The organism is Leucobacter soli (assembly GCF_042659205.1).
Taxonomy (GTDB): domain Bacteria; phylum Actinomycetota; class Actinomycetes; order Actinomycetales; family Microbacteriaceae; genus Leucobacter; species Leucobacter soli.
Genome location: NZ_JBHSRW010000016.1, coordinates 1 through 23,175 on the forward strand (window position 1 = coordinate 1; position 23,175 = coordinate 23,175).

Annotated in this window: 14 protein-coding genes, 1 tRNA gene and 2 pseudogenes; 14 read left to right on the forward strand and 3 right to left on the reverse strand. The window is 69.4% G+C overall.

The annotated features are described in order from the left end of the window. The coding region (gene mfd, locus ACFPZL_RS02395; protein ID WP_382334643.1) for a transcription-repair coupling factor at positions 1–2,399 on the forward strand (2,399 nt) is incomplete at its 5' end. Positions 2,400–2,447: 48 nt separating this feature from the next. Here the strand turns inward: mfd and ACFPZL_RS02400 are convergent. Both ACFPZL_RS02400 and ACFPZL_RS02405 read right to left on the reverse strand, forming a co-directional pair. Then, positions 2,448–3,746 carry an NtaA/DmoA family FMN-dependent monooxygenase gene (locus tag ACFPZL_RS02400; RefSeq protein ID WP_218113931.1) on the reverse strand — a complete coding sequence of 433 codons (1,299 nt, stop codon included), beginning with the start codon at positions 3,744–3,746 and terminating at the stop codon, positions 2,448–2,450. 46 nt (positions 3,747–3,792) lie between these two features. Then, the gene (locus tag ACFPZL_RS02405) at positions 3,793–4,287 is read right to left on the reverse strand and encodes a hypothetical protein (RefSeq protein WP_218113932.1); all 495 of its coding nucleotides are present in this window, start codon (positions 4,285–4,287) and stop codon (positions 3,793–3,795) included. 110 nt (positions 4,288–4,397) lie between these two features. On the opposite strand from ACFPZL_RS02405, the gene ACFPZL_RS02410 reads away from it, so the two are divergent. The 9 genes from ACFPZL_RS02410 (at position 4,398) to ACFPZL_RS02450 (ending at position 17,339) form a co-directional block, all read left to right on the forward strand. Then, positions 4,398–5,114, forward strand: coding sequence for a MazG nucleotide pyrophosphohydrolase domain-containing protein (locus ACFPZL_RS02410; protein ID WP_218113933.1), 717 nt, complete (start codon positions 4,398–4,400; stop codon positions 5,112–5,114). A 67-nt stretch (positions 5,115–5,181) separates the two neighbouring features. Next, positions 5,182–6,501 carry a histidine--tRNA ligase gene (gene hisS, locus ACFPZL_RS02415; protein ID WP_218113934.1) on the forward strand — a complete coding sequence of 440 codons (1,320 nt, stop codon included), beginning with the start codon at positions 5,182–5,184 and terminating at the stop codon, positions 6,499–6,501. A gap of 271 nt (positions 6,502–6,772) precedes the next feature. Further along, positions 6,773–9,883: an integrin alpha gene (locus tag ACFPZL_RS02420; RefSeq protein ID WP_218113935.1), complete on the forward strand. Its 3,111-nt coding sequence runs from the start codon at positions 6,773–6,775 to the stop codon at positions 9,881–9,883. Between the two features lie 14 nt (positions 9,884–9,897). Next, positions 9,898–12,219, forward strand: coding sequence for a hypothetical protein (locus tag ACFPZL_RS02425; protein WP_218113936.1), 2,322 nt, complete (start codon positions 9,898–9,900; stop codon positions 12,217–12,219). Positions 12,220–12,413: 194 nt separating this feature from the next. After that, on the forward strand, positions 12,414–13,700 hold the full coding sequence (gene eno / locus ACFPZL_RS02430) for a phosphopyruvate hydratase (RefSeq protein WP_218113937.1): 1,287 nt from the start codon (positions 12,414–12,416) through the stop codon (positions 13,698–13,700). Between the two features lie 36 nt (positions 13,701–13,736). Further along, positions 13,737–14,288, forward strand: coding sequence for an FtsB family cell division protein (locus ACFPZL_RS02435; protein WP_218113938.1), 552 nt, complete (start codon positions 13,737–13,739; stop codon positions 14,286–14,288). Continuing rightward, on the forward strand, positions 14,285–14,767 hold the full coding sequence (locus tag ACFPZL_RS02440; RefSeq protein ID WP_218113939.1) for a DUF501 domain-containing protein: 483 nt from the start codon (positions 14,285–14,287) through the stop codon (positions 14,765–14,767). The genes ACFPZL_RS02435 and ACFPZL_RS02440 overlap by 4 nt, the downstream gene beginning before the upstream one ends. Positions 14,768–14,915: 148 nt before the next feature. Continuing rightward, on the forward strand, positions 14,916–16,244 hold the full coding sequence (locus tag ACFPZL_RS02445; RefSeq protein ID WP_218113940.1) for an NAD(P)/FAD-dependent oxidoreductase: 1,329 nt from the start codon (positions 14,916–14,918) through the stop codon (positions 16,242–16,244). Between the two features lie 138 nt (positions 16,245–16,382). Next, positions 16,383–17,339: a methyltransferase family protein gene (locus ACFPZL_RS02450; RefSeq protein ID WP_236021715.1), complete on the forward strand. Its 957-nt coding sequence runs from the start codon at positions 16,383–16,385 to the stop codon at positions 17,337–17,339. A 21-nt stretch (positions 17,340–17,360) separates the two neighbouring features. Here the strand turns inward: ACFPZL_RS02450 and ACFPZL_RS02455 are convergent, their stop codons facing one another. Then, positions 17,361–18,833 (reverse strand): XRE family transcriptional regulator, encoded by a 1,473-nt coding sequence (locus ACFPZL_RS02455; RefSeq protein WP_218113941.1) that lies wholly within the window; start codon positions 18,831–18,833, stop codon positions 17,361–17,363. 131 nt (positions 18,834–18,964) lie between these two features. Here ACFPZL_RS02455 and ACFPZL_RS02460 point away from each other — a divergent pair, with 131 nt between their 5' ends. From ACFPZL_RS02460 to ACFPZL_RS02475, 4 genes and pseudogenes are all read left to right on the forward strand, one after another. Beyond that, positions 18,965–20,812, forward strand: coding sequence for a phosphoenolpyruvate carboxykinase (GTP) (locus ACFPZL_RS02460; protein WP_218113942.1), 1,848 nt, complete (start codon positions 18,965–18,967; stop codon positions 20,810–20,812). A 101-nt stretch (positions 20,813–20,913) separates the two neighbouring features. Next, positions 20,914–20,987 (forward strand) — tRNA-Leu (locus ACFPZL_RS02465). Between the two features lie 190 nt (positions 20,988–21,177). After that, positions 21,178–22,590: pseudogene (locus ACFPZL_RS02470) on the forward strand (DUF222 domain-containing protein). Between the two features lie 173 nt (positions 22,591–22,763). After that, a pseudogene (locus ACFPZL_RS02475) lies at positions 22,764–23,175 on the forward strand (amino acid deaminase/aldolase); the annotation flags it as partial.

Here is a 23,175-nt window from a genome sequence, read left to right on the forward strand (position 1 = left end):
CGGGCGAGGGCTGGCGCGTCGTCGTCACGGCGCAGGGCGTCGGGCTCGTCGAGCGCGCACGGGACATGCTCGCAGACGCCGGGCTCGCGGCCCGCATGGTCGATCGGCTGCCCGAAGAGCCCGAACGCGGCGTGATCCACGTCGTCCCGGGGACGGCCTGGGCGGGCTTCGAACAGCCCGATGCCGAGGTGCTGCTCGCGAGCGAGGCCGAGTTCTTCGGCCGATCCGCGAACCGCGATCAGGCGCCCGTGAAGCTGGCGAAGCGGCGCGGCAAGAACGTGGTCGACCCGCTGCAGCTGAAGCCCGGCGACTACGTGGTGCACGAGACCCACGGCATCGGGCAGTTCGTCGAGCTGACGCAGCGGCTGGTCCCTACGGGCATCGGGCGGGATGCGACGAAGGCGCTGCGCGAGTACCTCGTGCTCGAGTACGCGTCGACCAAGCGCGGCATGCCGCGCGACAAGCTCTACGTGCCGACGGACCAGTTGGACCAGCTCTCGCGCTACGTGGGCGGCGAGGCTCCCGCGCTCTCGAAGATGGGCGGCGGCGACTGGGCCACGGCCAAGAAGAAGGCGCGCAAGGCCGTGCGCGATATCGCCGTCGAGCTGGTGAAGCTCTACTCCGCGCGCATCGCCTCGCAGGGGCACGCCTTCTCGCCGGACACCCCCTGGCAGCACGAGCTCGAAGAGGCGTTCCCCTATGCCGAGACCCGCGATCAGCTCACCACGATCGACGAGGTGAAGCGCGATATGGAACGGCCCATCCCCATGGATCGCCTGATCTCGGGGGATGTCGGCTTCGGGAAGACCGAGGTCGCGATACGCGCAGCGTTCAAGGCGGTGCAGGACGGCAAGCAGGTGGCGGTCCTCGTTCCGACGACGCTGCTCGTGCGCCAGCATCTCGAGACGTTCCAGGATCGCTTCGCGGGCTTCCCGGTGCGGCTGCGCCCGCTCAGCCGCTTCCAGAGCGACGCCGAGGCGAAGGACACGATCGAGGGCCTCGCCGCCGGGACCGTCGACATCGTGATCGGCACGCATCGGCTGCTCACCGATCAGGTGCGCTACAAGGATCTGGGGCTCCTCATCATCGACGAGGAACAGCGCTTCGGCGTCGAGCACAAGGACACGCTGAAGAGGCTGAAGGCGAACGTCGACATCCTCGCCATGAGCGCCACCCCGATCCCGCGCACGCTCGAGATGGCGGTCACCGGGATCCGCGAGATGTCCACGCTCGCCACGCCGCCCGAGGACCGCCATCCGATCCTCACCTTCGTCGGCCCGCGCAGCGACAAGCAGATTACCGCCGCGATCCGCCGCGAGCTGCTGCGCGAGGGCCAGGTGTTCTTCGTGCACAACCGCGTGCAGTCGATCACCCGAGTGGCGGCGCAACTCGCCGAGCTCGTGCCGGAGGCGCGGATCGCCGTCGCCCACGGCAAGCTCAACGAGCACCAGCTCGAGCAGGTGGTCATCGATTTCTGGGAGCGCCGCTTCGACGTGCTCGTCTCGACGACGATCATCGAGACGGGCCTCGACATCGCGAACGCGAACACGATCATCATCGACAACGCCGACAAGTACGGCCTCAGCCAGTTGCACCAGCTGCGCGGCCGCGTCGGCCGGAGCCGCGAGCGCGCCTACGCCTACTTCCTCTACGACCCCGACAAGCCGCTCACGGAGCACGCGCACGAGAGGCTCGAGACGATCGCGGCCAACAACGAGCTCGGATCGGGTATGCAGGTCGCACTGAAGGACCTCGAACTGCGCGGTGCCGGGAACCTGCTGGGCGGCGAGCAATCCGGGCACATCGCCGGTGTCGGGTTCGACCTCTACCTGCGCATGATCGGCGAAGCGGTGTCCACGTTCAAGGGCGAGGAGAACGCCGGCAGCGCCGAGCTCGTACTCGAACTGCCGGTCGACGCGCACATTCCCGAGGACTACGTCGAGAGCGAGCGGCTCAGGCTCGAGGCCTACCAGAAGTTCTCGGCCGCGGCGCACCCGCAGGCGCCCGAGGAGAACGTCGGTCTCGTGCTCGAGGAACTCACCGACCGCTACGGCGAACCGCCCGCCGAGGTGCAGCGCCTGGCCGCGGTCTCGGCGCTGCGGCGGCGGGCCTCCCGGCTGGGCCTCGCGAAGGTCGTCGCCGGAGGGCCGACCCTGCGCATCGAGCCCGTCGAACTGCCGGCATCGCGGCGCATGCGCGCGGATCGCCTCTACCCCGGCAACCGGTACACCGAGGCGACCAAGGTGCTGCAGGTGCCGCTCCCCGGAACGGGCACCGCGTCGAGTCGCAGCCCGCTCGCCGGCGTCGGTGTGAAGCGCACACCCGAAGACGGCGATATCGTCGCCTGGACCGGCTCCGTGCTTCGCGCGCTGCTCGAGCCGGAGGAATCGAGCGGGTAAGCGCAGGGGCCCGAGAAGCCCGTTCGCCCGCCCGCGATTCGAGAGCGCTCAGCCTTCGTTCTGCGCCAGGTGCTCGCGCAGCGTCGTGCCCGAGTACTCGGACCGGACCAGCCCGCGTTCCTGCAGCAGCGGCACGACCATCCGCGCGAAGTCCTCGAACGAGCTCGGCATGACCGAGGGCGCCAGGATGAACCCGTCGATGCCCCAGGTCTCGAAGACCTCCTGCATCTGATCCGCCACCTGCTCGGGGGTGCCCACGAACTCCGGACCGAGGTAGTTGAAGGAGAAGCGCTGCGCGGTCTCCCCGACCGTGTACCCCTCGTCGCGCATCGTGTTGAAGAAGATGTCGGAGGCGCCGCCGCGCGAGACCTTGGTGAAGTCGATGTCCTCGATCCGCGAGTCCGGATCGAGGGCGGTGAGACCGTATCCGATGTATTCGGCGGCGCGGGAGACCGAGACGTCGACGTCGATGAGGGAGAAGATGTATTCCTGACGCGCGCGTGCGATCTCCTCGGTCTCCGCGACGATCGCCTGCACCGCGGGCAGGATGCGGCATTCCTCCGGCCGGCGCCCCGCGGCGACGAACCTGCGCTCCATGTCGGCGCGGAACGCGCGCATGCCCGCAGCGGAATGCCCGTAGGTGAAGATGATCTCCGACCACTTCGCAGCGAAGTCGCGGCCTCGCGGCGACGCCCCCGCCTGCATGATCACGGGCCGCCCCTGGGGGCCCTGGGGGATAGCGAGCACGCCGCTGGTCGCGACGTGCTCGCCCCGGTAGTCCACCGGTACGAGCTTCTCCGGGTCGATGTAGAGGTTCTGCGACTGATCCGCCACGAGCGCCTCGGCGGGGAAGCTCTCCCACAGCCGCATGCACGCCTCGATGGCCTCGTCCGCGCGATCGTAGCGCTCGGGCTTCGGAGGGAGCGCCTCGCGGCCGTAGACGCGTGCCTCGCGATGGTTCGACGAGGTCACCACGTTCCAGGCCATCCTGCCCCGGCTCAGCACATCGAGAGTCTGCATCGACCGTGCGATGGCATAGGGCTCGATAAGGCTGGTCGACATCGTGATCCCGATGCCGATCCGCTCGGTCTGCGCGGCGATCGAGGCGGCGAGCGGCACCGGGTCGAGCAGGTAGAGGTCGCCGCCCTTGCGCATCATCTCCTCGGCGTAGAAGGTCTGCACATCGGCGAAGAAGATGGCGTCGAAGCGCGCCTGCTCGAGCGTTCGGGCGAGGCCGCCCCACCACTCGGCCTCGAAGTATCGGTTCTCGCTCTCCGGATGGAGCCAGCTCCCCATGTGGGGACCCGCCGTGCACACCGCCATGAGGTGCATCTGCCGTGTCGACATCCGTGATCCTTCGTATCGGAAATGGTGAGGAGGGTCGGAAGAGGAGTCAGTCCGCCTTGCAGAGGGTGCGCAGCGCCTCCGCAGCGGACTGCAGATCGCCCGCCTGCCCGCCGAGCTCGGCGAGGTAGCCGGGCATCCCGAGGATCGATTCGGGCGGGGAGAGCTCTGCGAAGCCGTCGATCTCAGCGCGGACGCCGTCGATGGCGGCGAGCACCTCCGAGTTGCTCACGCCCTCCGCGATCGTGTCGATCGAGCGCTGCATCTGCTCCTGAAGGCCGGTCAGATCGGGCATCTCACCCGCGGCGACCGACGTTCCGGCGGCCTCGAGCTGCTCGCGCGCGTCGGCCACCAGAGCGTCGATCCCGGCCCTCGCCTCCGCGCAGGCCTCGTCGGTGCTCTGCTCGGGCGCCATCGTCGGCCGATTCTCGGGATCGAGCTGCGCCGTCTCGACCCCGCACGAGGTCAGCCCCGTGAGCAGGACGGCTCCGGCCAGCGCGCCGACGAGCGTCGTGCAGACGCGCAGGAGCTTCGTGGTCGGCATGCAGAGAGTGTATCGAGGCGAACGTCTCGATTTGCTGTGTGCAGCACGGCTGGATCACCGTCGGATCACCGCCGGGTCGCGAGCGGATCGCGGCGCGGTAGGGTGCATCCATGGCCGATCCCAGCGAGAACGAACCCGGCGATGTCGAACTCGGCGACGGCGCGCACCGCGATGCGCCCGGCGATCCGCTCGCCGACGTGCGGGAGACGGTGCGACGTCTGGTGGAGCCCGAGGGCTGCGCCTGGCATGATGCCCAGACGCACGCCTCGCTGGTGCCGTTCCTCATCGAGGAGACCGCGGAGTTCATCGACGCCGTCGAGCGCGGGCTCCCGGCGGGGGAGGTGGCCGGCGAACTGGGCGACGTCCTCTACCAGGTGCTCTTCCACGCGGCGATCGCCGAACGCGATGAGGAGGGCTACGACCTCGACGCGGTCGCGGAGACGTTGAACCGCAAGCTGATCGACCGGCATCCGCACGTCTTCGGCGATCGCGGCTACCTGTCTGTCGAGGAGCTGCACGCCGAATGGGAGCGCCTGAAGGAGGACGCGGCGGGGGAGGAGCGCGGATCGCGCGGCGCGCTCGACGGGATCCCGGCGGGCATGCCGACACTCGCACGCGCCGCGAAGGTGGTCGAACGGTTGAAGCGGGCGGGCCTGCTGGATCCTGCGGCCGGGTCGGCCCGGGAGCCGATCCTCGACGAGTCGGAACTGGGGGACGCGATCCTCGATCTCGTGATCCGAGCGAACGCGCAGGGCATCGACGCGGATCGCGCGCTGCGTCTCGCGGCGAACCGCTTGGCCGGGCGGGCGGATCCGCCCCACCGCTGAGGTGAGGCGCCGGCGCGGGGCGGGCGCCGACGATCCGCGCGCGGCCGCTCGTGGAAGAATGGAGCCCATGGCCTCTCCCGTGAACCCGCCGCGCGGCATGCGCGACTTCCTGCCAGCCGACAAGGCGCGTCGCGAGCACGCGCTCGGCGTGATCCGCGAAGTGTACCGGGCGCACGGCTTCGACGAGATCGAGACCCCCGTGGTGGAGGACTGGTCCCGTCTGCACGCGGGCCTCGGTGGCGACAACGAGAAGCTGAGCTTCTCGATCCTCAAGCGCGGGATCACGCCCGAGGCGCTTGCCGCCGCAAGCGAGGCGGGCAACGCCGAGCAGCTCGCCGACCTCGGCCTGCGCTTCGATCTGACCGTTCCGCTGACCCGCTTCTACGCGAGCCATCGCGCCGAACTCCCGCCGGTGTTCCGCGCGATCCAGATCGCCCCGGTCTGGCGGGCCGAGCGCCCGCAGAAGGGGCGCTACCGCCAGTTCGTGCAGGCCGACATCGACATCATCGGCGAATCCGGCGCGCTGGCGGAGATCGAGCTCATCACGGCGACGTCGGAGGCGCTCTCGAGGCTCGGACTCGAGGGCTGCGTGATCCGCGTCAACGATCGCCGGATCCTCTTCGGCCTGCTCGCGCACTGCGGCTTCGCGCCGGATCAGCACGACCGTGCGCTCATCACGGTCGACAAGCTCGACAAGATCGGGGCGAACGGGGTCGTCGAGGAGTTGCGCGAGCTCGACGACGCCGCCGCCGAGCGCCTCGGCGGGGTGCTCGCGGCGATCGAGCCGGCGCTCGTGGGCGACGGCATCCCGCTGACGGGCGATGCGATCCGCGCGGTGCTGCCGCAGGATCCCGCCGCCGGGGGAGAACCGTCGGGTCTCGACGCGGGCGTCGAGAATCTGGCCGGTCTGGGCGAGGCGCTCACCGGCGGGCTGCCCGAGGGCGTCACCCTGCGCTTCGACCCGACGCTCGTGCGCGGCATGGGCTACTACACCGGCACCATCTTCGAGATCGCCCACCCCGGATCCGGCAGCTCCGTGGGCGGCGGCGGCCGTTACGACGGCATGGTCGGCCGCTTCCTCGGGCAGGACGTGCCGGCGGTCGGGTTCTCGATCGGATTCGAGCGGGTGGTCGACCTGATCAGCCTGCCGGAGGATGACGGCCCGGACGCGGTCGCCCTGGTCTTCGACGCGGAGGCGTCGCCCGCGGACCTCGCCGCGCTGAAGCGAGAGCTCGTCGGTCGCGGGCATCGGGTGCGACTCGAGAAGCGGCAGAAGAACATGAAGGCTCTGCTCGACCGCGTCGCGGCCGAGGGCTTCGCCGGTTTCGCGAACGTGCGCGCCGGAGCGCGCCGCGCGGACGAGCTGGAGATCCGACCGCTCGCGTAGTCTCCTCCCGGCTTCGACCCGCCTTCCCGCGCACCGCGCCCCCGTTCCCGCGCCGCGGGACCGGGGGCGCGGTGCGCTGCGGCGATCCCTGCGCCGAGGCGCAGGGATCTCGGCATGACGCCATTCGACGGTGATCTCACTGTTTGCGCACATCATCTGATCTAGATAAGGTATGCCTTAGTTGCTGGATCGGGGGCCATACGTCCGGAGTGCCAGCGCATCGAGACGCCACCCGGGTTCTCCCCGGCGGGCGGCAAACGAGAGGACGTCTATGTTCAAGCAGATGGTCGGCGGCGGGAAGGTCGCCGGTGTCGCGCTCGCCTCGCTGCTCACCGCAGGGATGCTGGTTCCGGTCGCGGCGCACGGCTCGGCGGCGGTCGAGGAGGAGCCGGCGGCCTCGCCCTATCCCACGACCACGACCATGCACCTCGTCTCCACGGGGGTGTTCTCGGCCGAGCGCGAATTCTGCGACCGGCAGGGCGATGACATCCCCGACCTGGCGACGAGTACCGCCAAGGGCCGGGGCACCGCGCTCTGGGAGGACTCCGAAGCACGCAGGAACGCCGACAACGTGGCGGTGCCGAACTTCACGAATCAGCCGTGGTGGACCAGCGTCGCCCTGGCGAACGGCTCCTGCATCCAGGACACGAACGGCGATGGCCTCGACGACATCCTGCAGCTCGGAGCCGCGACCGCACGAATCTTCTATCTGCACCTGTCGGCGGAGAGCAGCAGCGATTCCGCGACGAATACCGCGGCGCGGTTCATCAGCTACCAGTACCCCACTGGCAACCGAGACTTCGGCATCACCGCGGCGGGGAGCGCGGGCGATCTGGATCGCGACGGCCACGGGGACTTCGTCGTGTCCCAGCACCTGGTGAACGCCGAGGGGCGTACCGGGAACGGGCGCCTCTGGGTGCTGGCCGGGCGACCGTCGCCGACCGCACCGGTGCTGCAGACGATCAACATGGACGATGCCGCCGTCGCCGACCCCGTGAACGTCGCAGCGGTGATCACCGGAGAGGCCTCGGGCGATCAGCTCGGCACGGCGAAGAGCGCGGGCGATGCGAACGGCGATGGCATCGACGATCTGCTGGTGGCCTCGCAGGTCTCGCAGAAGGCGTGGCTGATCTGGGGCAAGGAGCGCGGGGATGCGGCCCGGCAGATCGATCTGGCGGATCTCGACCCGAGCGACGGCATGCTGCTCGCAGCGGCGAGCGGCGGCAGCGGCTTCGGCGCTGCGCTCTCGGTGGTCGACGACGTGAACGGCGATGGAACGCAGGACTACCTCTTCGGGCGGGCGGCGACCGCCCCCGCCACCGTCGGTACCGCCGCTGCCACGGGCGGCGCGGTCGTGGTGTTCGGCGCCCCGATCACGGGCGGCGACACCCCGGACCCGGCTGTCGTGGACACCGCTGCCAAGACGGTGACCGCGGGAGGGAGCACGCGCGGCTACGTGATCGAAGCGGAGAAGACGGGCGATGCGCTCGGCTTCTCGGTTGCGGGTGGCGGCGACTACAACGGCGACGGCCGATCCGACCTGCTGCTCGGAGCCCCGGGCTTCGACCCCGTGGTCAACGGAACGGTCTCGACCGATTCCGGCGCCGTGTACGTGGTGTACGGCAAGGCGGATGGCGCCGCACAGCCGCTCGCCGAACTGAGCGGGAGCACCGGCTACCGCATCGACGGCGAGCGCGGCGCCTCGCAGACGGCGACCCGGCCGAGCAGCTGGGGATCCTCGGTCGCGCGAGTGGGGGACATCGACGCGAACGGCGTCGAAGACTTCGCCTACACCGCGGCAGGATACTCGCCCGCCCAGGCGGGATCGTACGGCATCGCCTTTGCGGCGCTCCGCGGCGACATCGAGACGCGGGCCTCGCTGGACGCATCGGTGAGAGTGGGCGACACCGGTATCGCGGTGAGCGAGCGGAACGACGTCTTCGTCGCCGGCGATGCGTTCGACCTGCGCAGCAACCTCCGGCTGAAGACGTTCAAGGGCTACGCGGGCGAACTCGCATTCTCCGTCGACGGGCAGACCGTGGCGGGTTGCGCCGCCGTGCGGACCGCCGAGCCGGTACGCGGTGCCGTGCATCAGTCCTTCGGATACTGCGAGGCGGGCATCGAGATCGCCGAGTACGGCACGCACAGCTTCGGCGTCGGGTTCGACGGCGACGGACACGTGCGAAGCACGGACACGGAATCCATTCCCGTGTTCGTGATCGACACCAGCGAGACCGCACTGGAGGTGCGTCGCACCGCGAGCGGCAAGTCGCTGCGGCTGACCGCCGAGGTGGCGCCGGTCTCCTCCGAGAAGGTGGTGAACGAAGGATCGATCGTCTTCGCTTCGAACGGAGAAGAACTCGCCGAGGTCGACGTCTCGGGCGGCACCGCGGTGCACACGATCCCGCTGCCGGAGGACGGCGACTACACCTTCACTGCCGGCTACTCGGGCTACACGGTGGACAAGGCCGACGACACCGACGAGACCTTGAAACTGCTCGATGCCTCGGAGATCACCGTGTCGTACCTTGTCGTCTCGGATCCGGCGACCGCGGCCTTCCAGCTGAGCCGGGACACCGCGGAATACGGCGAGAGCGTGACCGCGACCGTATCGACCGGCAGCGCCGGTGCGGTGCGCTTCAGCGTGGACGGCGGCGACCCGGTCGAGGCGCCGGTCGTGAGCGGTGTCGCCGAGCATCCGCTCACCGGCCTGGGCGTGGGAGAGCACACGATCACGGCGGTGCTCGTATCCGAGAGCGGCGATCCGGTACCCGCGGGCAGCGCGATCCTGACCGTGACGAAGGCGAGCACCGCGCTCTCCGGGGTCCGGCTGAGCACGACCCGAACCGTCTACGGTGCGGGCGGCGTGACGGCGAGCGTGCGGGTCACCGGAGCAGGCACCGGCACCGTGACCTTCGTGAACGGCTCGACGAAGCTCGTCACGGCGAAGGTGATCGACGGGCAGGCGTCGGCTGTGCTGCCGAGAGCACTGGCCGCGGGCACGCGAAAGATCTCCGCGCAGCTCGCCGCGACCGGCACGCACCTCGCGGCCTCCGGCGCGGTGAACACCGTGAAGGTGGCGAAGGCCAAGACCTCGAAGCTTGCGGTGAGCGGCAAGAGGTTCAAGAAGAACGGCAAGCCCATCGTCACGGTCGCGGTGAACAGGCTGAACAACGGGCAGTACCCGGTCGGCAAGGTGCGGGTGCAGGTGGGCTCGTACAAGAAGACGGTCGCATTGCCGGCCTCCGCCAAGGGGAAGGTCACGGTGAAGCTCGGCAAGAAGTATCGGAAGAGCATCGCGGTGAAGGCGACGTTCTTGCCGAAGGATACGAAGAACATCTCGAAGTCGAGCTCGAAGCTGGCGAAGGTGAGGGCTCGTTGATGCGCATGCGAGCGATGAACGGGGCGACATCGAGCGCCCGGATCCTCCGCGCGACGGCGGTCGTCGCCTCGGCCGGTCTCGCCCTCTCCGCGGCGCTGATACCCGCCGCCCCGGCGGAGGCGGCGCAGGCAACGGTGAGGATCGTGTGGGTGTCGCAGGCGGACGCGCTCGGCCGGGTGGCGGTCAAGGTGAAATGCCAACCGACAGGCAAGCACAAGAAGAAGACGTGCACGGGCACTGTGCGGGCGAAGGTCGGGAGCCTCACGAGCGCGAAGACCAAGTTCGCGATCAAGGCGAAGAAGGCGAAGACGGTTCGAGTGAAACTGTCCGCGAAGCAGTTGCAGGCGATCCACGATGCGAAGGGCAACCAGCGGAAGGCGTCGTTCGTCGTGGTGGGCAGCGCGCCGAAGAAGAGCACGGTGAAGAAGACCCGCACGGTGAAGATCGCCGCGCCGTTGCGGGTGGTATTGATGGATACCCAGGCCTCGCAGGGGGGCGTCGGCGTCTCGATGACGTGCGTGTCGTCGAAGACGTGCAAGGGCAGCGCCTCGATCACGGTCGGGGGCAAGACGAGCGCGAAGACCTCGTTCTCGATCCTGCCGAAGCAGCTGAAGACCTACCGGCTGACGCTCAGCGCCGCGCAACTCGCGGCCCTGAACGGGGCGAAGGGCAGTGCGCTGGGGGCGAGGATCACGGCGGCGGTGACGGCGCCGCTGCGCCTGCAGGTGATCGGGAGCGGATCTCTCGAGATCCCCGCCGATCCGACCGACCCGGGTGACCCGGTGGATCCGGTGGATCCGGGCGGCGGCCACGACCACGGCGACGGGGATGACGAGTCGCCGTATTCGCACGCCTACCGCGAGGGTGCATCGTGGACGCCATCCGAGTACGACACGTGCACGGCCGCGGAGCACAACGAGTACGCGGTCATCGGGCCCGACGGCAAGCTGTACCCGGGGTGGCATCCGCCGGTGCACGAGCGAGCGGACGGTACGACGTGCGCATTCGGGCATGAGCACGGGGACGATCCGCGGAACTCCGACATCTACGCGTGGGCGATGGAGCAGTATGCGGCGGAGGCTGCGGCCGCGCCGAACAACCGCGAGATCGTGACCGTGGATAAGGCTGCCGGAGAGTACCTGGACGTGGCGACCGACCGTGCGCTGGGCCTGCCGTTCGGCTACGGGAGCGAGCGGTTGACGGAGTACTCGAACGCGAATCCGACGGGGCCGAACGTGCACCGCCATGAGGACGATCCCGGGCACAAGGTGATCGTCTCCAACAACCAGAAGCTGCGCGACGGGAGCAACACGGCGATCAAGTTCCCGAACACCTTCGGCGCGCCGACCGAGCTCGCGTGCGACTACCTGATGAAGATGCACCAGGGCTCGCACTCGAACGACCCGACGAAGAACAACACGCACGAGCTGTTCTACGCGGTCCAGTGCAACGACGGTACGAAGATCTTCGCCACGACGATGACGAACTACGGCAATGCGAACGAGCTGCACTCCTCGTGCACGCGACCGTTCTCAGGGGGTCAGTCCGCACCGACCGCGGTGCCCACAATCGGCTCGGATCTGCCGCGCGGCGATGGCGGGATGCGCCTGATCCCCACGGCCGACTGCATCTCGAAGTACACGACCAACGGCACCGGGGTCTACCGCACGAGCGATGCGGGGGCCGGCACCACGGATGATCGCCGGGGCAGCCCGGCATCGCAGACCAACGGCTGGTGGTGGGCCGGGTACGAGCGGTGGCAGTCGTTCACCAGCATCACCGACGAGTCCGGCAAGGAGATCGTTCGCTACGAGCCCTGGTTCGGCCTGCAGAACCCCGTGCGCTACTACGTTTCGAACAGCGGGAAGAAGGCGGACGGCACTGCCGACACCGCGGTCGCCCGACTGAACGACCTCGCATGGGAGGAGGGCTATCAGCTGGGGTGGCAGCCGTGGGCGAGCCAGCGCGCGGCATCGGAGACGAAGGTGGATTGGAAGTCGCCCGACGCCTGGTTCAACGGCGCGATCCGGGACGCCTGGATCACTGCGGCGAAGGTCGACCATCAGTCCGGCTCGTCGAACGCGCTGTACATCACGCCCTGGGGCAAGGGCGCGCGTGTGGAACCGTTCGAGGGCTCGCTTCGCATCTACGTGTCGCGAACCACGAACACCGGCTATGTGCTCAGCACGGTGCCGAGCCTCACGAGCCGCCATACGCGCACCGGGGAGGCGCTGAACCGAGATGCCTCGGCCTCGGCGCCGAAGTCGATGAACTTCTTCTACGACTACGGCAAGGACAAGGCCGGCAACCCGCTCGGCGTGCACGCGCCGAACTGATCGGGAGTTCGCGGCACGGCGCTCTCATCGAAGCCCTCGGCGAGCCTGAGTGACAGGCGCGGGCGCGGTCGCAGAGGCGACGGAGCGAACGCCGCGACGACAGGTCGGACCGAGCAGAGTCCGGCGTCGGCCTGCGCCGGGTCGTGCCGGTTAGAATCGTTGTCGGTACCGCAACCAGACCCAAGGAGCACCAGGTGGCATTCGTAGACGCTGTGATCGCACGCGAGATCCTCGATTCCCGCGGCAACCCGACCGTCGAGGTCGAGGTCGGCCTCACCGACGGATCCGTGGGCCGAGCGGCCGTGCCCTCCGGCGCATCGACGGGCGCGTTCGAGGCGTACGAGCTGCGTGACGGCGACGCGGACCGCTATCTGGGCAAGGGCGTGCTCGGAGCCGTGGACGCGGTCTTCGACGAGCTCGGCCCGGCCATCGCCGATGCGGAGCTCGACGCGAGCGACCAGCGCGTCATCGACGAGACGCTGATCGAGGCCGACGGCACCGACAACAAGCAGCGGGTCGGTGCGAACGCGATCCTCGGCGTCAGCCTCGCGGTGGCGCACGCCGCCGCGGAGTCGGCCGGTCTCCCGCTCTTCCGGTACCTGGGCGGCCCGACCGCCTGCACACTGCCGGTGCCGCTGATGAACATCATCAACGGCGGTGCGCACGCCGACACCGGCGTCGACATCCAGGAGTTCATGGCGGTGCCGCTCGGCGCCGAGAGCTTCTCGGAGGGCCTGCGCTGGGGCGTCGAGGTCTACCACTCGCTGAAAGCGCTGCTGAAGGAGAAGGGCCTCACCACGGCGCTCGGCGACGAGGGCGGCTTCGCCCCCGACCTGCCCAGCAACGCCGATGCCCTCGATCTGATCGTCGAGGCCATCACCCGTGCCGGATACGAGCCCGGCCGCGACGTCGCCCTCGCGCTCGACGTCGCCTCGACCGAGTTCTTCGAGGGCGGTGTGTACCGTTTCGAGGGCAAGGATCGCACGGCCGCCGAGATGTCCGCCTACTACGCCGACCTCGCCGATCGCTACCCGCTCGTATCGATCGAGGATCCCCTCGCCGAGGACGACTGGGAGGGCTGGAAGACCCTCACCGACGAACTCGGCGACCGTCTGCAGCTCGTCGGCGACGACCTCTTCGTCACGAACCCGGCACGTCTGGCGGACGGCATCGCCAAGGGCACGGCGAACTCGATCCTGGTGAAGGTGAACCAGATCGGCACGCTCACCGAAACCCTCGACGCCGTGCAGCTCGCGCAGCGCGCCGGGTACTCCGCCGTCATGTCTCACCGCTCGGGCGAGACCGAGGACGTCACCATCGCCGATCTCGCGGTAGCCACCGACTGCGGTCAGATCAAGACGGGCGCCCCCGCCCGCTCCGATCGCGTCGCCAAGTACAACCAGCTCCTGCGCATCGAGGAGGAGCTCGGCAGCGCCGCGCGCTACGCGGGACGCGCGGCGTTCCCGCGCTTCAGCGCGTAACGGATCCGATCCGAGTCACGGAACAGGGAGCACTGCGTGTCGAGGCGCCGACCGGAGGACGGGAGTGCGCGCACCGCGCGCCCGACCGCCGGGCTCGGCGACTGGGCGGGGAGCCTCCGATTCAGCGGGTACACGCTGCTGATCGTCGGCCTCGTCGTGCTGGGCGCGCTGATCGTCAGCCCGACGCTCTCGACGTACGTGCAGCAGCAGCGCGAGATCGCCGAGCTGCGTCGGAGCGTGCAACTGCATCGCGACGCCGTCGCCGAGATCGATGCCGAGCGGCTGAAGTGGCAGGACCCGACCTACGTGCGGGCGCAGGCGCGCGGGCGCCTCTTCTACGTGATGCCGGGGGAGACCCAGCTCTCGGTCATCGACGACACGATCGTGCCACCCGAGTCGACGGAGGAGACGAGCGACCAGCTGACGCGGATCAGCCAGAACTGGGCCCACGCGCTCGTCGGCTCCGCGCTCACGGCCGGGACGACGACCGCGACACCCGATGAGCTGCTGGATCTGATGCTCGGACGGACCCCGACCGAGACCCCCGTCCCCACCACCGACCGCAGCGAGGAAGAGAGCGACGGATGAGCCGCCCGCCTTACGAGACCCCCACCGACGCCGACATCGCCGCGGTCAGCGAGCAACTCGGGCGAGAGGCCCGCGGTGTCGTCGGCATCGCCGCCCGGGCGAGTGACGGCAGCCCGGCCGTCGTCGCGACCGCGCCGCGTCTGCCCGATGGGAGTCCGTTCCCGACCTTCTACTACCTCTGCCATCCCGAGGCCGTCGCGGCCGCGTCGCGACTCGAGGCGGTGGGCGTCATGGCGGAGTACAACGAACTGCTCGCCGAGGACGAGACCGTGCGGGCCCAGTACGCCGACGCGCACGCGCAATACATCGAGGACCGGGACAGCGTCGGTGAGGTGCCCGAACTGGCCGGAGTCAGCGCCGGGGGCATGCCGAACCGGGTCAAGTGCCTGCACGCGCTGATCGGGCATGCGCTCGCCGCCGGTCCCGGGGTGAACCCGATCGGCGATCTGGCGCTCGAACGTTCGGGACTGAGGCTGTAGCGCGCGTCCCTCCTCGGAGCGCCGCGCCGCTTCGCGGATCATCGCCTTTGCATATTAGACTGAGTCAGTCGGGCGGGAACGCCCGTGTTTTTCGTGCCTGCCGTCGAGCGCAGGGGAACGCCTGAATGTGCTGCAAGGAGTGAACTTCGTGGCGAAGAAGATTCTCATCGTCGGTGGCGGATACGCCGGTTTCTACACCGCGTGGAAGCTGGAGAAGCTGCTCTACCCGGGCGAGGCGCAGGTCACGATCGTCGATCCGCTGCCCTACATGGCCTATCTGCCCTTCCTGCCCGAGGTGGCCGCCGGCTCGATCGAGCCGCGTCACGCGGTCGTCGCCCGCCGCCGGCACCTGAAGCGCACCCAGAACATCGCCGGCAAGGTCACGGCGATCTCCCACGAGAACCGGACCGCTACGGTCACCCCCAACACGGGTGAGCCCTACGACTTCGAGTACGATCACATCGTCGTCACCACCGGCTCGGTGTCCCGCACCTTCCCGATTCCGGGCGTCGCCGACCAGGCGATCGGCCTGAAGACGATCGAAGAGGCCGTCGCGGTGCGCGATCGGCTCGTCGGCAACTTCGAGCGTGCGGCCTCGCTGCCCGCCGATTCCCCCGAGCGCGCCCGCCTGCTCACGGTGACCGTCGTCGGCGGCGGCTTCGCCGGCATCGAGACGATCAGCGAGCTGCGCTCCTACGCGACGTCGCTGCTGCGCCGCTACCCCGAGATCAGCTTCGACGAGACGCGGTTCCGCCTCGTGGAGGCGATGGGGCGCATCATGCCCGAGGTCTCCGAGAGGACCGCCGACTGGGTGGTCCGGGACCAGACCCGCCGCGGCGTCGACATCCATCTCGATACCCAGCTGAGCTCGGCCATCGACGGCAAGATCGAGCTGTCGAACGGCGACAAGTACGAGAGCGACCTGATCGTGTGGACCGCAGGCGTCATGCCGCGGCCGTTCCTCCGCGAGACCGACCTCCCGATCGGCCCCCGCGGTCACGTGATCGGCAGCCCGACGCTGCGGATCACGACGGAGGACGGCGAACCGCTCGCGGGCGCCTGGACCGCCGGCGACACCTCGCAGACGCCCGACATCTCCTCGACCCCCGGCCCCGGCGGCTTCTGCGTTCCCAACGCGCAGCATGCCGTGCGTCAGGGCAGGCTGCTCGCGAAGAACATCGCCGCGGACCTGCGCGGCGAGGGCGTGCGCGAGTACAACCACAAGAACCTCGGCGCCGTCGCGGGTCTCGGCGTGAACGTGGGCGTCTTCCAGTCGGGCAAGTTCGCGCTGAAGGGCTACTTCGCCTGGCTGGCGCACCGGTTCTACCACGGCCTCGCGGTCCCCACGTGGGAGCGCAAGTGGCGCGTGTTCGGAGCCTGGGTCGGTCATTTCTTCCTGAGCCGCGACATCGTCAACATCGAGGCGGTGCAGGAGCCCCGCGCGATCTTCAAGGAGTTCGCGAGCCGGCCCAAGTAAGCCGTTCCGCAGGAACCCCGTCGGCATCGCCGGCGGGGTTTTTCCGTTTCAGCACCTCTGCGACCGAGGCCCGAAACGCGGGATCGGCGCGGCGCGAGTATGCGCGAGGGCCGTGCGGGCGGCTCGTAGACTGGTCGCATGGCGGCGGGTGGCATCGTGGCGGAGAATCCCGTCTGGATGGCCGTGGGGCGCGGCTACTTCGCGGTGCAGTCGCTCGCGGGGGCCCTCTGGTGGTTCGCGGTCTTCACCGTCGACGCGGTGCGCGAGGCCACGCTCGGCGGGGCGGATCCGCGGCTCGTCGCGATGCTGGACGTGCCGCTGTTCGTCGTCGCCTCGCTGCTCGCCGCGCTCGGGATCCGATGGGCGCCCCGGATCGCCGTGCCCTGGACGCTGCTCGTCGCCTTCGCGCTGGTGATCGGCGCGACGGCCACCGGTCGTGCCGGATGGGGCGCGTTCGCGATGGTCGCGGCGAGTGCCGGATCGCTCGCCGCCTGGCTGCTGATGGAGCGAGGGAGGATCCCCGCCGAGCTCGCCCTGGTCGGACCGCTGTCCATCCGGGTCGCACGGTCGGCGAGCCCCGCGCGGCAGTTCCTCCGCACGCTCGCTCAGCTCGCGGTCTTCTGGGTGTTCTTCCTCGTCGTGCTCCCGGTGCTGATCGCGTGGTTCGAGGCCCGTTGGAACCTGCGGATCGACGCGTCCGAGTGGCGGGGCCCCGGGTTCGCCGTCGGTCTGATCCTGCTCGTGGCCGCGAGCGCGCTCGGCATCTGGGCGGCGATCGCCATGTCGACGCGCGGCGACGGCACGCCGTTGCCGTCGGCGACCGCCCGGCGGCTCGTCATCGCCGGGCCGTACCGGAACGTGCGGAACCCGATGGCGCTGGCGGGCATCGTGCAGGCGGTCGGGGTCGGGCTGATGCTGGGCTCCTGGCTGGTCGTCCTCTACGGAGTGTGCGGTGCGGCCTATTGGAACTGGCTCGTGCGTCCCATCGAGGAGGCCGATCTCGAGACCCGGTTCGGCGAGTCATTCCGCGCCTACCGCGACCGCGTGCGTTGCTGGCTGCCGGGCCCCGGGCCTCGCCCGGTGCGAGCGCGGTGACCGACGCCGTGCCGCTCCGCCTCAGACGGCGTGCTTCGAGAGGAACTCGTACATCTCGGTGTCGTCGACACCTGGGAAGGTGCCGGTCGGCAACGGCGACAGCACGTGGGCGTGCATGCGTGCGCTCGCCCAGGCGCGGCCGTCCCAGCGGTCGAGCAGTTCGCCGTCCGGGGTCCGGCAGCAGGCGGGGTCCGGGCAGGTCGAGACCGTGCGCGTCTGCGTATCCCTGCCCCGGAACCACTTGGCGTCGTCGAAACGCACCCCGCAGGTGAGCGAGAACGCTCCCTGCTCGGTCTCGCCCGTCTGCACGCTCGCCCAGTACGTGCCCGCGGGCGTGTCCGTGTACTGGTAGAACTCGCTCGTGCGGTTCGTGCGATCGAAGGCAGTGCGACCCGCCCACTTGCGGCAGATGACCTGGCCCTCGACCGACCCCGTGCCGTCCACCGGGTACGGCATGCCGTCGTTCTCGTAGCCGCGGAGCAGGGCGCCGGCCGCCTCCGTCCGGTAGAAGTGCACGCGCAGGTCCAGATGCCGGGTGGCGAGGTTCGTGAAGCGGTGCGCCGCGGCCTCGTGCGTCACGCCGAAGGCGTCGCGCAGATCCTCGATCGCGAGGTTGCGATCCTGCTTCGCCTGCTGGAGGAACGCCGCGGCCGGGGTCTCGGGCAGCAGGCAGGCCGAGGCGAAGTAGTTGATCTGCAACCGCTGCTGGAGGAACTCCGCGTAGCTCGCCGGGCGGTCGTGCCCCAGCACGCGGTGCGCCATCGCCTGCAGCGCGAGCGAGCGCAGGCCGTGCCCGCCGGGAATGGATGCCGGCGGCAGGTAGATGCGGCCGTTCTCGAGGTCGGTGATGCTGCGCGTGTTCGACGGCAGGTCGTCCACGAATATCAGCGTGAACCCGAGCAATTCGGCGAGCACGGCGACCTCGCGGTGGGTCACCGCGCCGGTCGTGTGGCCGATCCTGGCCATGAGCTCTTCGGCGACCTTCTCGATGTCGGGGAGGTGGTTGTCGCGTTCGCGCATCCACAGCCGGATCTCGGTGTTCGCCCGCCTGGCCTCCTCGGGCGTGGCCGCCGCGGCGCGGCTGCGTCGAGAGAGCTCGCGGTGCAGCCCGACGAGGGATTCGAGGGCCTCGTCGCTCAGCGTTCGCGGCGTGCGGACCCGTGGGAGGTTCAGCTGCTGGTAGAGAAGGGACGACTGCGCCCGTTCGAGCTCGATCTCGAAGGCGCTGCGGCGATCCGGCGGCTCGGGGCTGAGGAGCTCGGCGGGGTCGACGCCGAGTTCCCGGGCGATGGCCTGCAGGAGCGTCAGCCTCGGCTCCCGGCGACCGTTCTCGATCAGCGAGAGCTGGCTGCCGCCGACTCCGACGCGCTCGCCGAGCGCATCGAGCGTGAGGCCCGCGCGCCCGCGGAAGTGGCGGATCCGCTTGCCGAGGAGCAGACGGTCCGTCGCGGCGTCGCCGGAGGGGGCAGGCTGGACGGGGGACTCTGGGGTCATGGTTTGACTATATGTCAAAAACGTCTATTCTTTACAGTCCGGATTCGCATCTCGGCCACCTGATGTTCACTCAGAATAGATCTCAGGCCGAATCTTGACGGTATTTCACTTCAACACGGAGAACGAACGGTATGGGCAGCACCTCGACTCTCGATGACACGGTATCGATCGCGGACCTCGTCGCAGACGGCGCGATCACCTCGAACGCTGAAGTGGTGGAATGGGTGACCGGCGTCGCCGAGCTCACGAAGCCGGACGCGGTCGTCTGGTGCGACGGTTCCCAGGAGGAATGGAACCGGATCACCGGTGAAATGGTCGCCGCGGGCACGCTGATCCCTCTCAACAAGGATCTCCGTCCCGGCAGCTTCCTCGCGCGCTCGCATCCCGGCGACGTCGCCCGGGTCGAGGATCGCACCTTCATCTGCTCGGAGAACGAGTCCGATGCCGGTCCGACCAACAACTGGCGAGCACCCGCCGACATGAAGGCCGAGCTCATGCCGCTCTTCGACGGCAGCATGCGCGGTCGCACCATGTACGTGGTGCCCTTCTCCATGGGGCCGGTCGGCGGCGCCATCACCCAGCTCGGCATCGAGATCACCGATTCGCCGTACGCCGTGCTCAACATGCGGATCATGACCCGCATGGGGCAGGCCGCCCTCGACGGCATCACGCCGGGCAGCGAGTGGGTGCGCACCGTGCACTCGGTCGGCGCCCCGCTGCTCGACGGTGCAGAAGACGTCGCCTGGCCGTGCAACGACCTGAAGTACATCACGCACTTCCCCGAGACCCTCGAGGTCTGGTCCTACGGCTCGGGCTACGGCGGCAACGCGCTGCTCTCGAAGAAGTGCTTCGCGCTGCGCATCGCCTCGGTGATGGGGCGCAAGGAGGGCTGGCTCGCCGAGCACATGCTGCTCCTGAAGCTGACGAACACCGACAGCGGCAAGACCTACCACCTCTCCGCGGCCTTCCCCTCCGCGTGCGGCAAGACCAACCTGGCGATGCTGCAGCCGACGATCCCCGGCTGGAAAGTCGAGACGATCGGCGACGACATCGCCTGGTTGCGGCCCGGCCCCGACGGCCGCCTCTACGCGATCAACCCCGAGGCCGGCTTCTTCGGCGTCGCACCCGGCACGGGCGAGTCGACCAACCCGGTCGCCATGGAGACGCTCTGGGGCAACACGATCTTCACCAACGTCGCACTGACCGACGACGGCGACGTCTGGTGGGAGGGCAAGACCGACGAGGTCCCCGATCACCTGATCGACTGGCAGGGCGATGACTGGACCCCCGACGCCGGCCGCGTCGCCGCGCACCCGAACTCGCGGTTCACGGTGCCGATCCAGCAGACCCCCACGCTCGCCGACGACTGGTACGAGCAGAACGGCGTACCGCTCGACGCGATCCTCTTCGGCGGCCGCCGCGCTACGAACGTGCCGCTCGTCGCACAGTCGCTCTCGTGGCAGCACGGCGTCTTCGTCGGCGCCACCATCTCCTCGGAGAAGACGGCCGCCCAGGAGGGCACGGTCGGCGAACTCCGCCGCGATCCCTTCGCGATGCTGCCCTTCTGCGGCTACAACATGGCCGACTACTGGGGCCACTGGCTCGAGATGGGCGAGCAGCTCGGTGAGCACGCGCCCAAGATCTTCCAGGTGAACTGGTTCCGCAAGGGTGCCGACGGCCGCTTCCTGTGGCCCGGGTTCGGCGACAACTCGCGAGTGATCGACTGGGTCATCCGCCGGGTGAGCGGCGAGGTCGAGGGTAGGGTGAGCCAGGTGGGCGTTCTGCCCGCGCAGGGCGAGCTCAACCTCGACGGGATCGAGGAGGTCGAGTCCGATCTCGCCGAGCTCTTCGCGATCGACCCCGCCTCGTGGCTCGCGGAATGCGATCTGACCGAGGAGTTCTTCTCCCGCTTCGGCGATCGGGTGCCCGCCGGGCTCCGGACCGAGCTCGCCGATCTGCGCAAGCGCCTCGGCGCCTGACGCGGGCGCGCGCGTCGCGCCGCACTGATTTCACGGACCGTAGGCCCCGAGCGCTGCCCAGCTCGGGGCCTACACTTTCTTCGTCCGTCAGAATGGTGAGGCCCCCCATAGCCCAACCGGCAGAGGCAGCCGACTTAAAATCGGCACAGTCTGGGTTCGAATCCCAGTGGGGGGACGTCAGCTCGTTTGTAGGGTGCACAACAAACCAAGCCCCAGATCCTTGGATCGCGAGGCCCCGAATACCGGTCTCGAATGTCGGTGGCTGCTGCTGGAATGGGGGCATGAGCAACCTCCCCGACGCCCTCACCGTCCAGCAGCGCGACGCGCTGGCTGCGGGTGTCGCCGCGGTCGAACGCATCGACGCGATGATCCATCAGCTCGAGTATCTGAAGGCTGCGGGGCTCGCCTCGCTCTCCCGACTCGCGTCCCGTATCGCGAGTGATGAGGGGCACCCCGACCACGGTGAACTCGTGCATCGTGCCGTCGAGGCGGAAGTCGCGGTCGCGACCCGTACCGGGCAGGCCGCGGTGGCGTCGGCGATGGGGCACGCGGAGACTCTCACGTCCGATTACCCGGCTCTGACAGGTGCGCTTCGCGACGGGGCCGTCTCGTTCAGACATACGCAGGTCGTAGTCGATGCCGGCGACATCATCGCCGAGCCCACGGCACGTGCGGTGTACGAGGCAGAGATCGTGCCGCTCGCCGAGCGTATGACCGCCCCTCAGCTCCGGGCGCACGCGAAGCGCGTGGCCGAGTACTAGGCGGGCCGCGATATCGACGAGCGCCATCGCGACGCACGCCGTGGACGGGGTGTGCGGGTGATCGATCTCGACGACGGGATGGCGAGACTGGTCGCGACGATCGGCGCGGTCGAGGCGTACGCGATCAGGGACCGTCTCGCACAGCTCGCGCACCTCGTGCAGGGCGGGCAGGGCAGGAAGCGCGGGCAGGGCAGGGCCGTGGGGCCTGGTATTCCCTCCGATCCTGCGGCAGATGATCGGACCCTCGCGCAGATTCAAGCCGACGTGCTCACCGAGCTGACGCTCGCACCAGCAGCACTTCCCGCAGCACTCCTGTCTCGCACCGGGGCTTCCACTCCCGCTGATGCCGCCGCTCCCATCACCGGCCGGGTGCAGGTCAGCATCCCCGTCCTCAGGCTCGCAGGCTCAGGGGACTCGGACGCCACGCCCTACGCCGGCCCCGCGGAACTCGCAGGGTACGGCCCGATCGATACCGCGACCGCACGCCGCCTCGCCGGCGCCGTCCTGGCGTGGGAACGTGTCCTCACCCACCCCGTCAGCGGTGCGGTACTCGCGGTCGACCGGTACCGGCCCAGCGAGGATCTCCGCCGCTTCCTCGGAGCACGCGACCAGCACTGCCGCTTCCCGGGCTGCACACGCAGGCTCGACCACTGCGACATCGACCACACCGTCCCCGCCTCCCACGGCGGGCCGACCGCGCTCGAGAACACCGGGCATCTCTGTCGAAGGCACCACACCCTGAAACACTTCGAGCTCTTGAGCAGCACAGCTTGGCAGCCGACCCAGCGTGCCGGCGGGGTGTACGAGTGGCGCAGCCCGGCCGGCAGGCGATACACCGATATCCCGACCAGCCGCGTAAGGTTCCGGCCCTGCCCAGCACCCGAACACGCGACTGCGCACACGGCCGAGTCCCAACAGGGCGGCACCGACCCATCCTGCGACGCCGACCCATCGACCGGCACCGATCCACCGGCCGGCACCGATCCACCGGCCGGCACCGATCCATCCGCCTTCTAGCGACCCGATAGGCTCGACCCATGCTTTTCGCCAAGTTCGTGCTCATCGCGGTGATCGTCACCGTGATCGTCTTGGCGCTGATCCTGCGCGTGAAGCGCCGCCGCGCCGCGCGCCTCAAGCGGAACCCTCGATAGACACGGTGCGGTGTTCCCGCCCGTGGTTAGACTTCAGTCATGAGGCTCGATCTTGCGGCACCGGAACTGCTCGCCGCAGCAGCCGATCAGCCGTGGCGAAACCCCGAGGCCTACTGGCCGCGGTTCGGCGAGGCGACGGCTGAGCACTCCGCGCCCGTCGTGGCACTCGGCCTCGAAGCGCTGGCGTGGAACGCCCACGACATGCTCCGCCGCGCCGGCGGCCTGCCGATCCGCGTCGCCAGCAAGTCGATCCGAGTGCGCGGCGTGCTCGACGCCGTGCTCGCGCTGCCCGGCTATCGCGGCGTGCTCGCCTATACGCTCGCCGAGGCGGTCTGGCTCAGCGAGACCATCGACGACATCGTGGTCGCCTATCCGAGCGCGGACCTGCCGGCACTCTCCGCGCTGGCTGCGGACGAGCGCGCCGCCGCCCGGGTCGCGATCATGGTCGACG

Bases quoted from the DNA above. Each gene is read 5' to 3' on its own strand.
- ACFPZL_RS02400 (WP_218113931.1), bottom strand. From the start codon at position 3,746: ATGTCGACACGGCAGATGCACCTCATGGCGGTGTGCACGGCGGGTCCC.
- ACFPZL_RS02405 (WP_218113932.1), bottom strand. From the start codon at position 4,287: ATGCCGACCACGAAGCTCCTGCGCGTCTGCACGACGCTCGTCGGCGCG.
- ACFPZL_RS02410 (WP_218113933.1), top strand. From the start codon at position 4,398: ATGGCCGATCCCAGCGAGAACGAACCCGGCGATGTCGAACTCGGCGAC.
- hisS (WP_218113934.1), top strand. From the start codon at position 5,182: ATGGCCTCTCCCGTGAACCCGCCGCGCGGCATGCGCGACTTCCTGCCA.
- ACFPZL_RS02420 (WP_218113935.1), top strand. From the start codon at position 6,773: ATGTTCAAGCAGATGGTCGGCGGCGGGAAGGTCGCCGGTGTCGCGCTC.
- ACFPZL_RS02425 (WP_218113936.1), top strand. From the start codon at position 9,898: ATGAACGGGGCGACATCGAGCGCCCGGATCCTCCGCGCGACGGCGGTC.
- ACFPZL_RS02440 (WP_218113939.1), top strand. From the start codon at position 14,285: ATGAGCCGCCCGCCTTACGAGACCCCCACCGACGCCGACATCGCCGCG.
- ACFPZL_RS02450 (WP_236021715.1), top strand. From the start codon at position 16,383: ATGGCGGCGGGTGGCATCGTGGCGGAGAATCCCGTCTGGATGGCCGTG.
- ACFPZL_RS02455 (WP_218113941.1), bottom strand. From the start codon at position 18,833: ATGACCCCAGAGTCCCCCGTCCAGCCTGCCCCCTCCGGCGACGCCGCG.
- ACFPZL_RS02460 (WP_218113942.1), top strand. From the start codon at position 18,965: ATGGGCAGCACCTCGACTCTCGATGACACGGTATCGATCGCGGACCTC.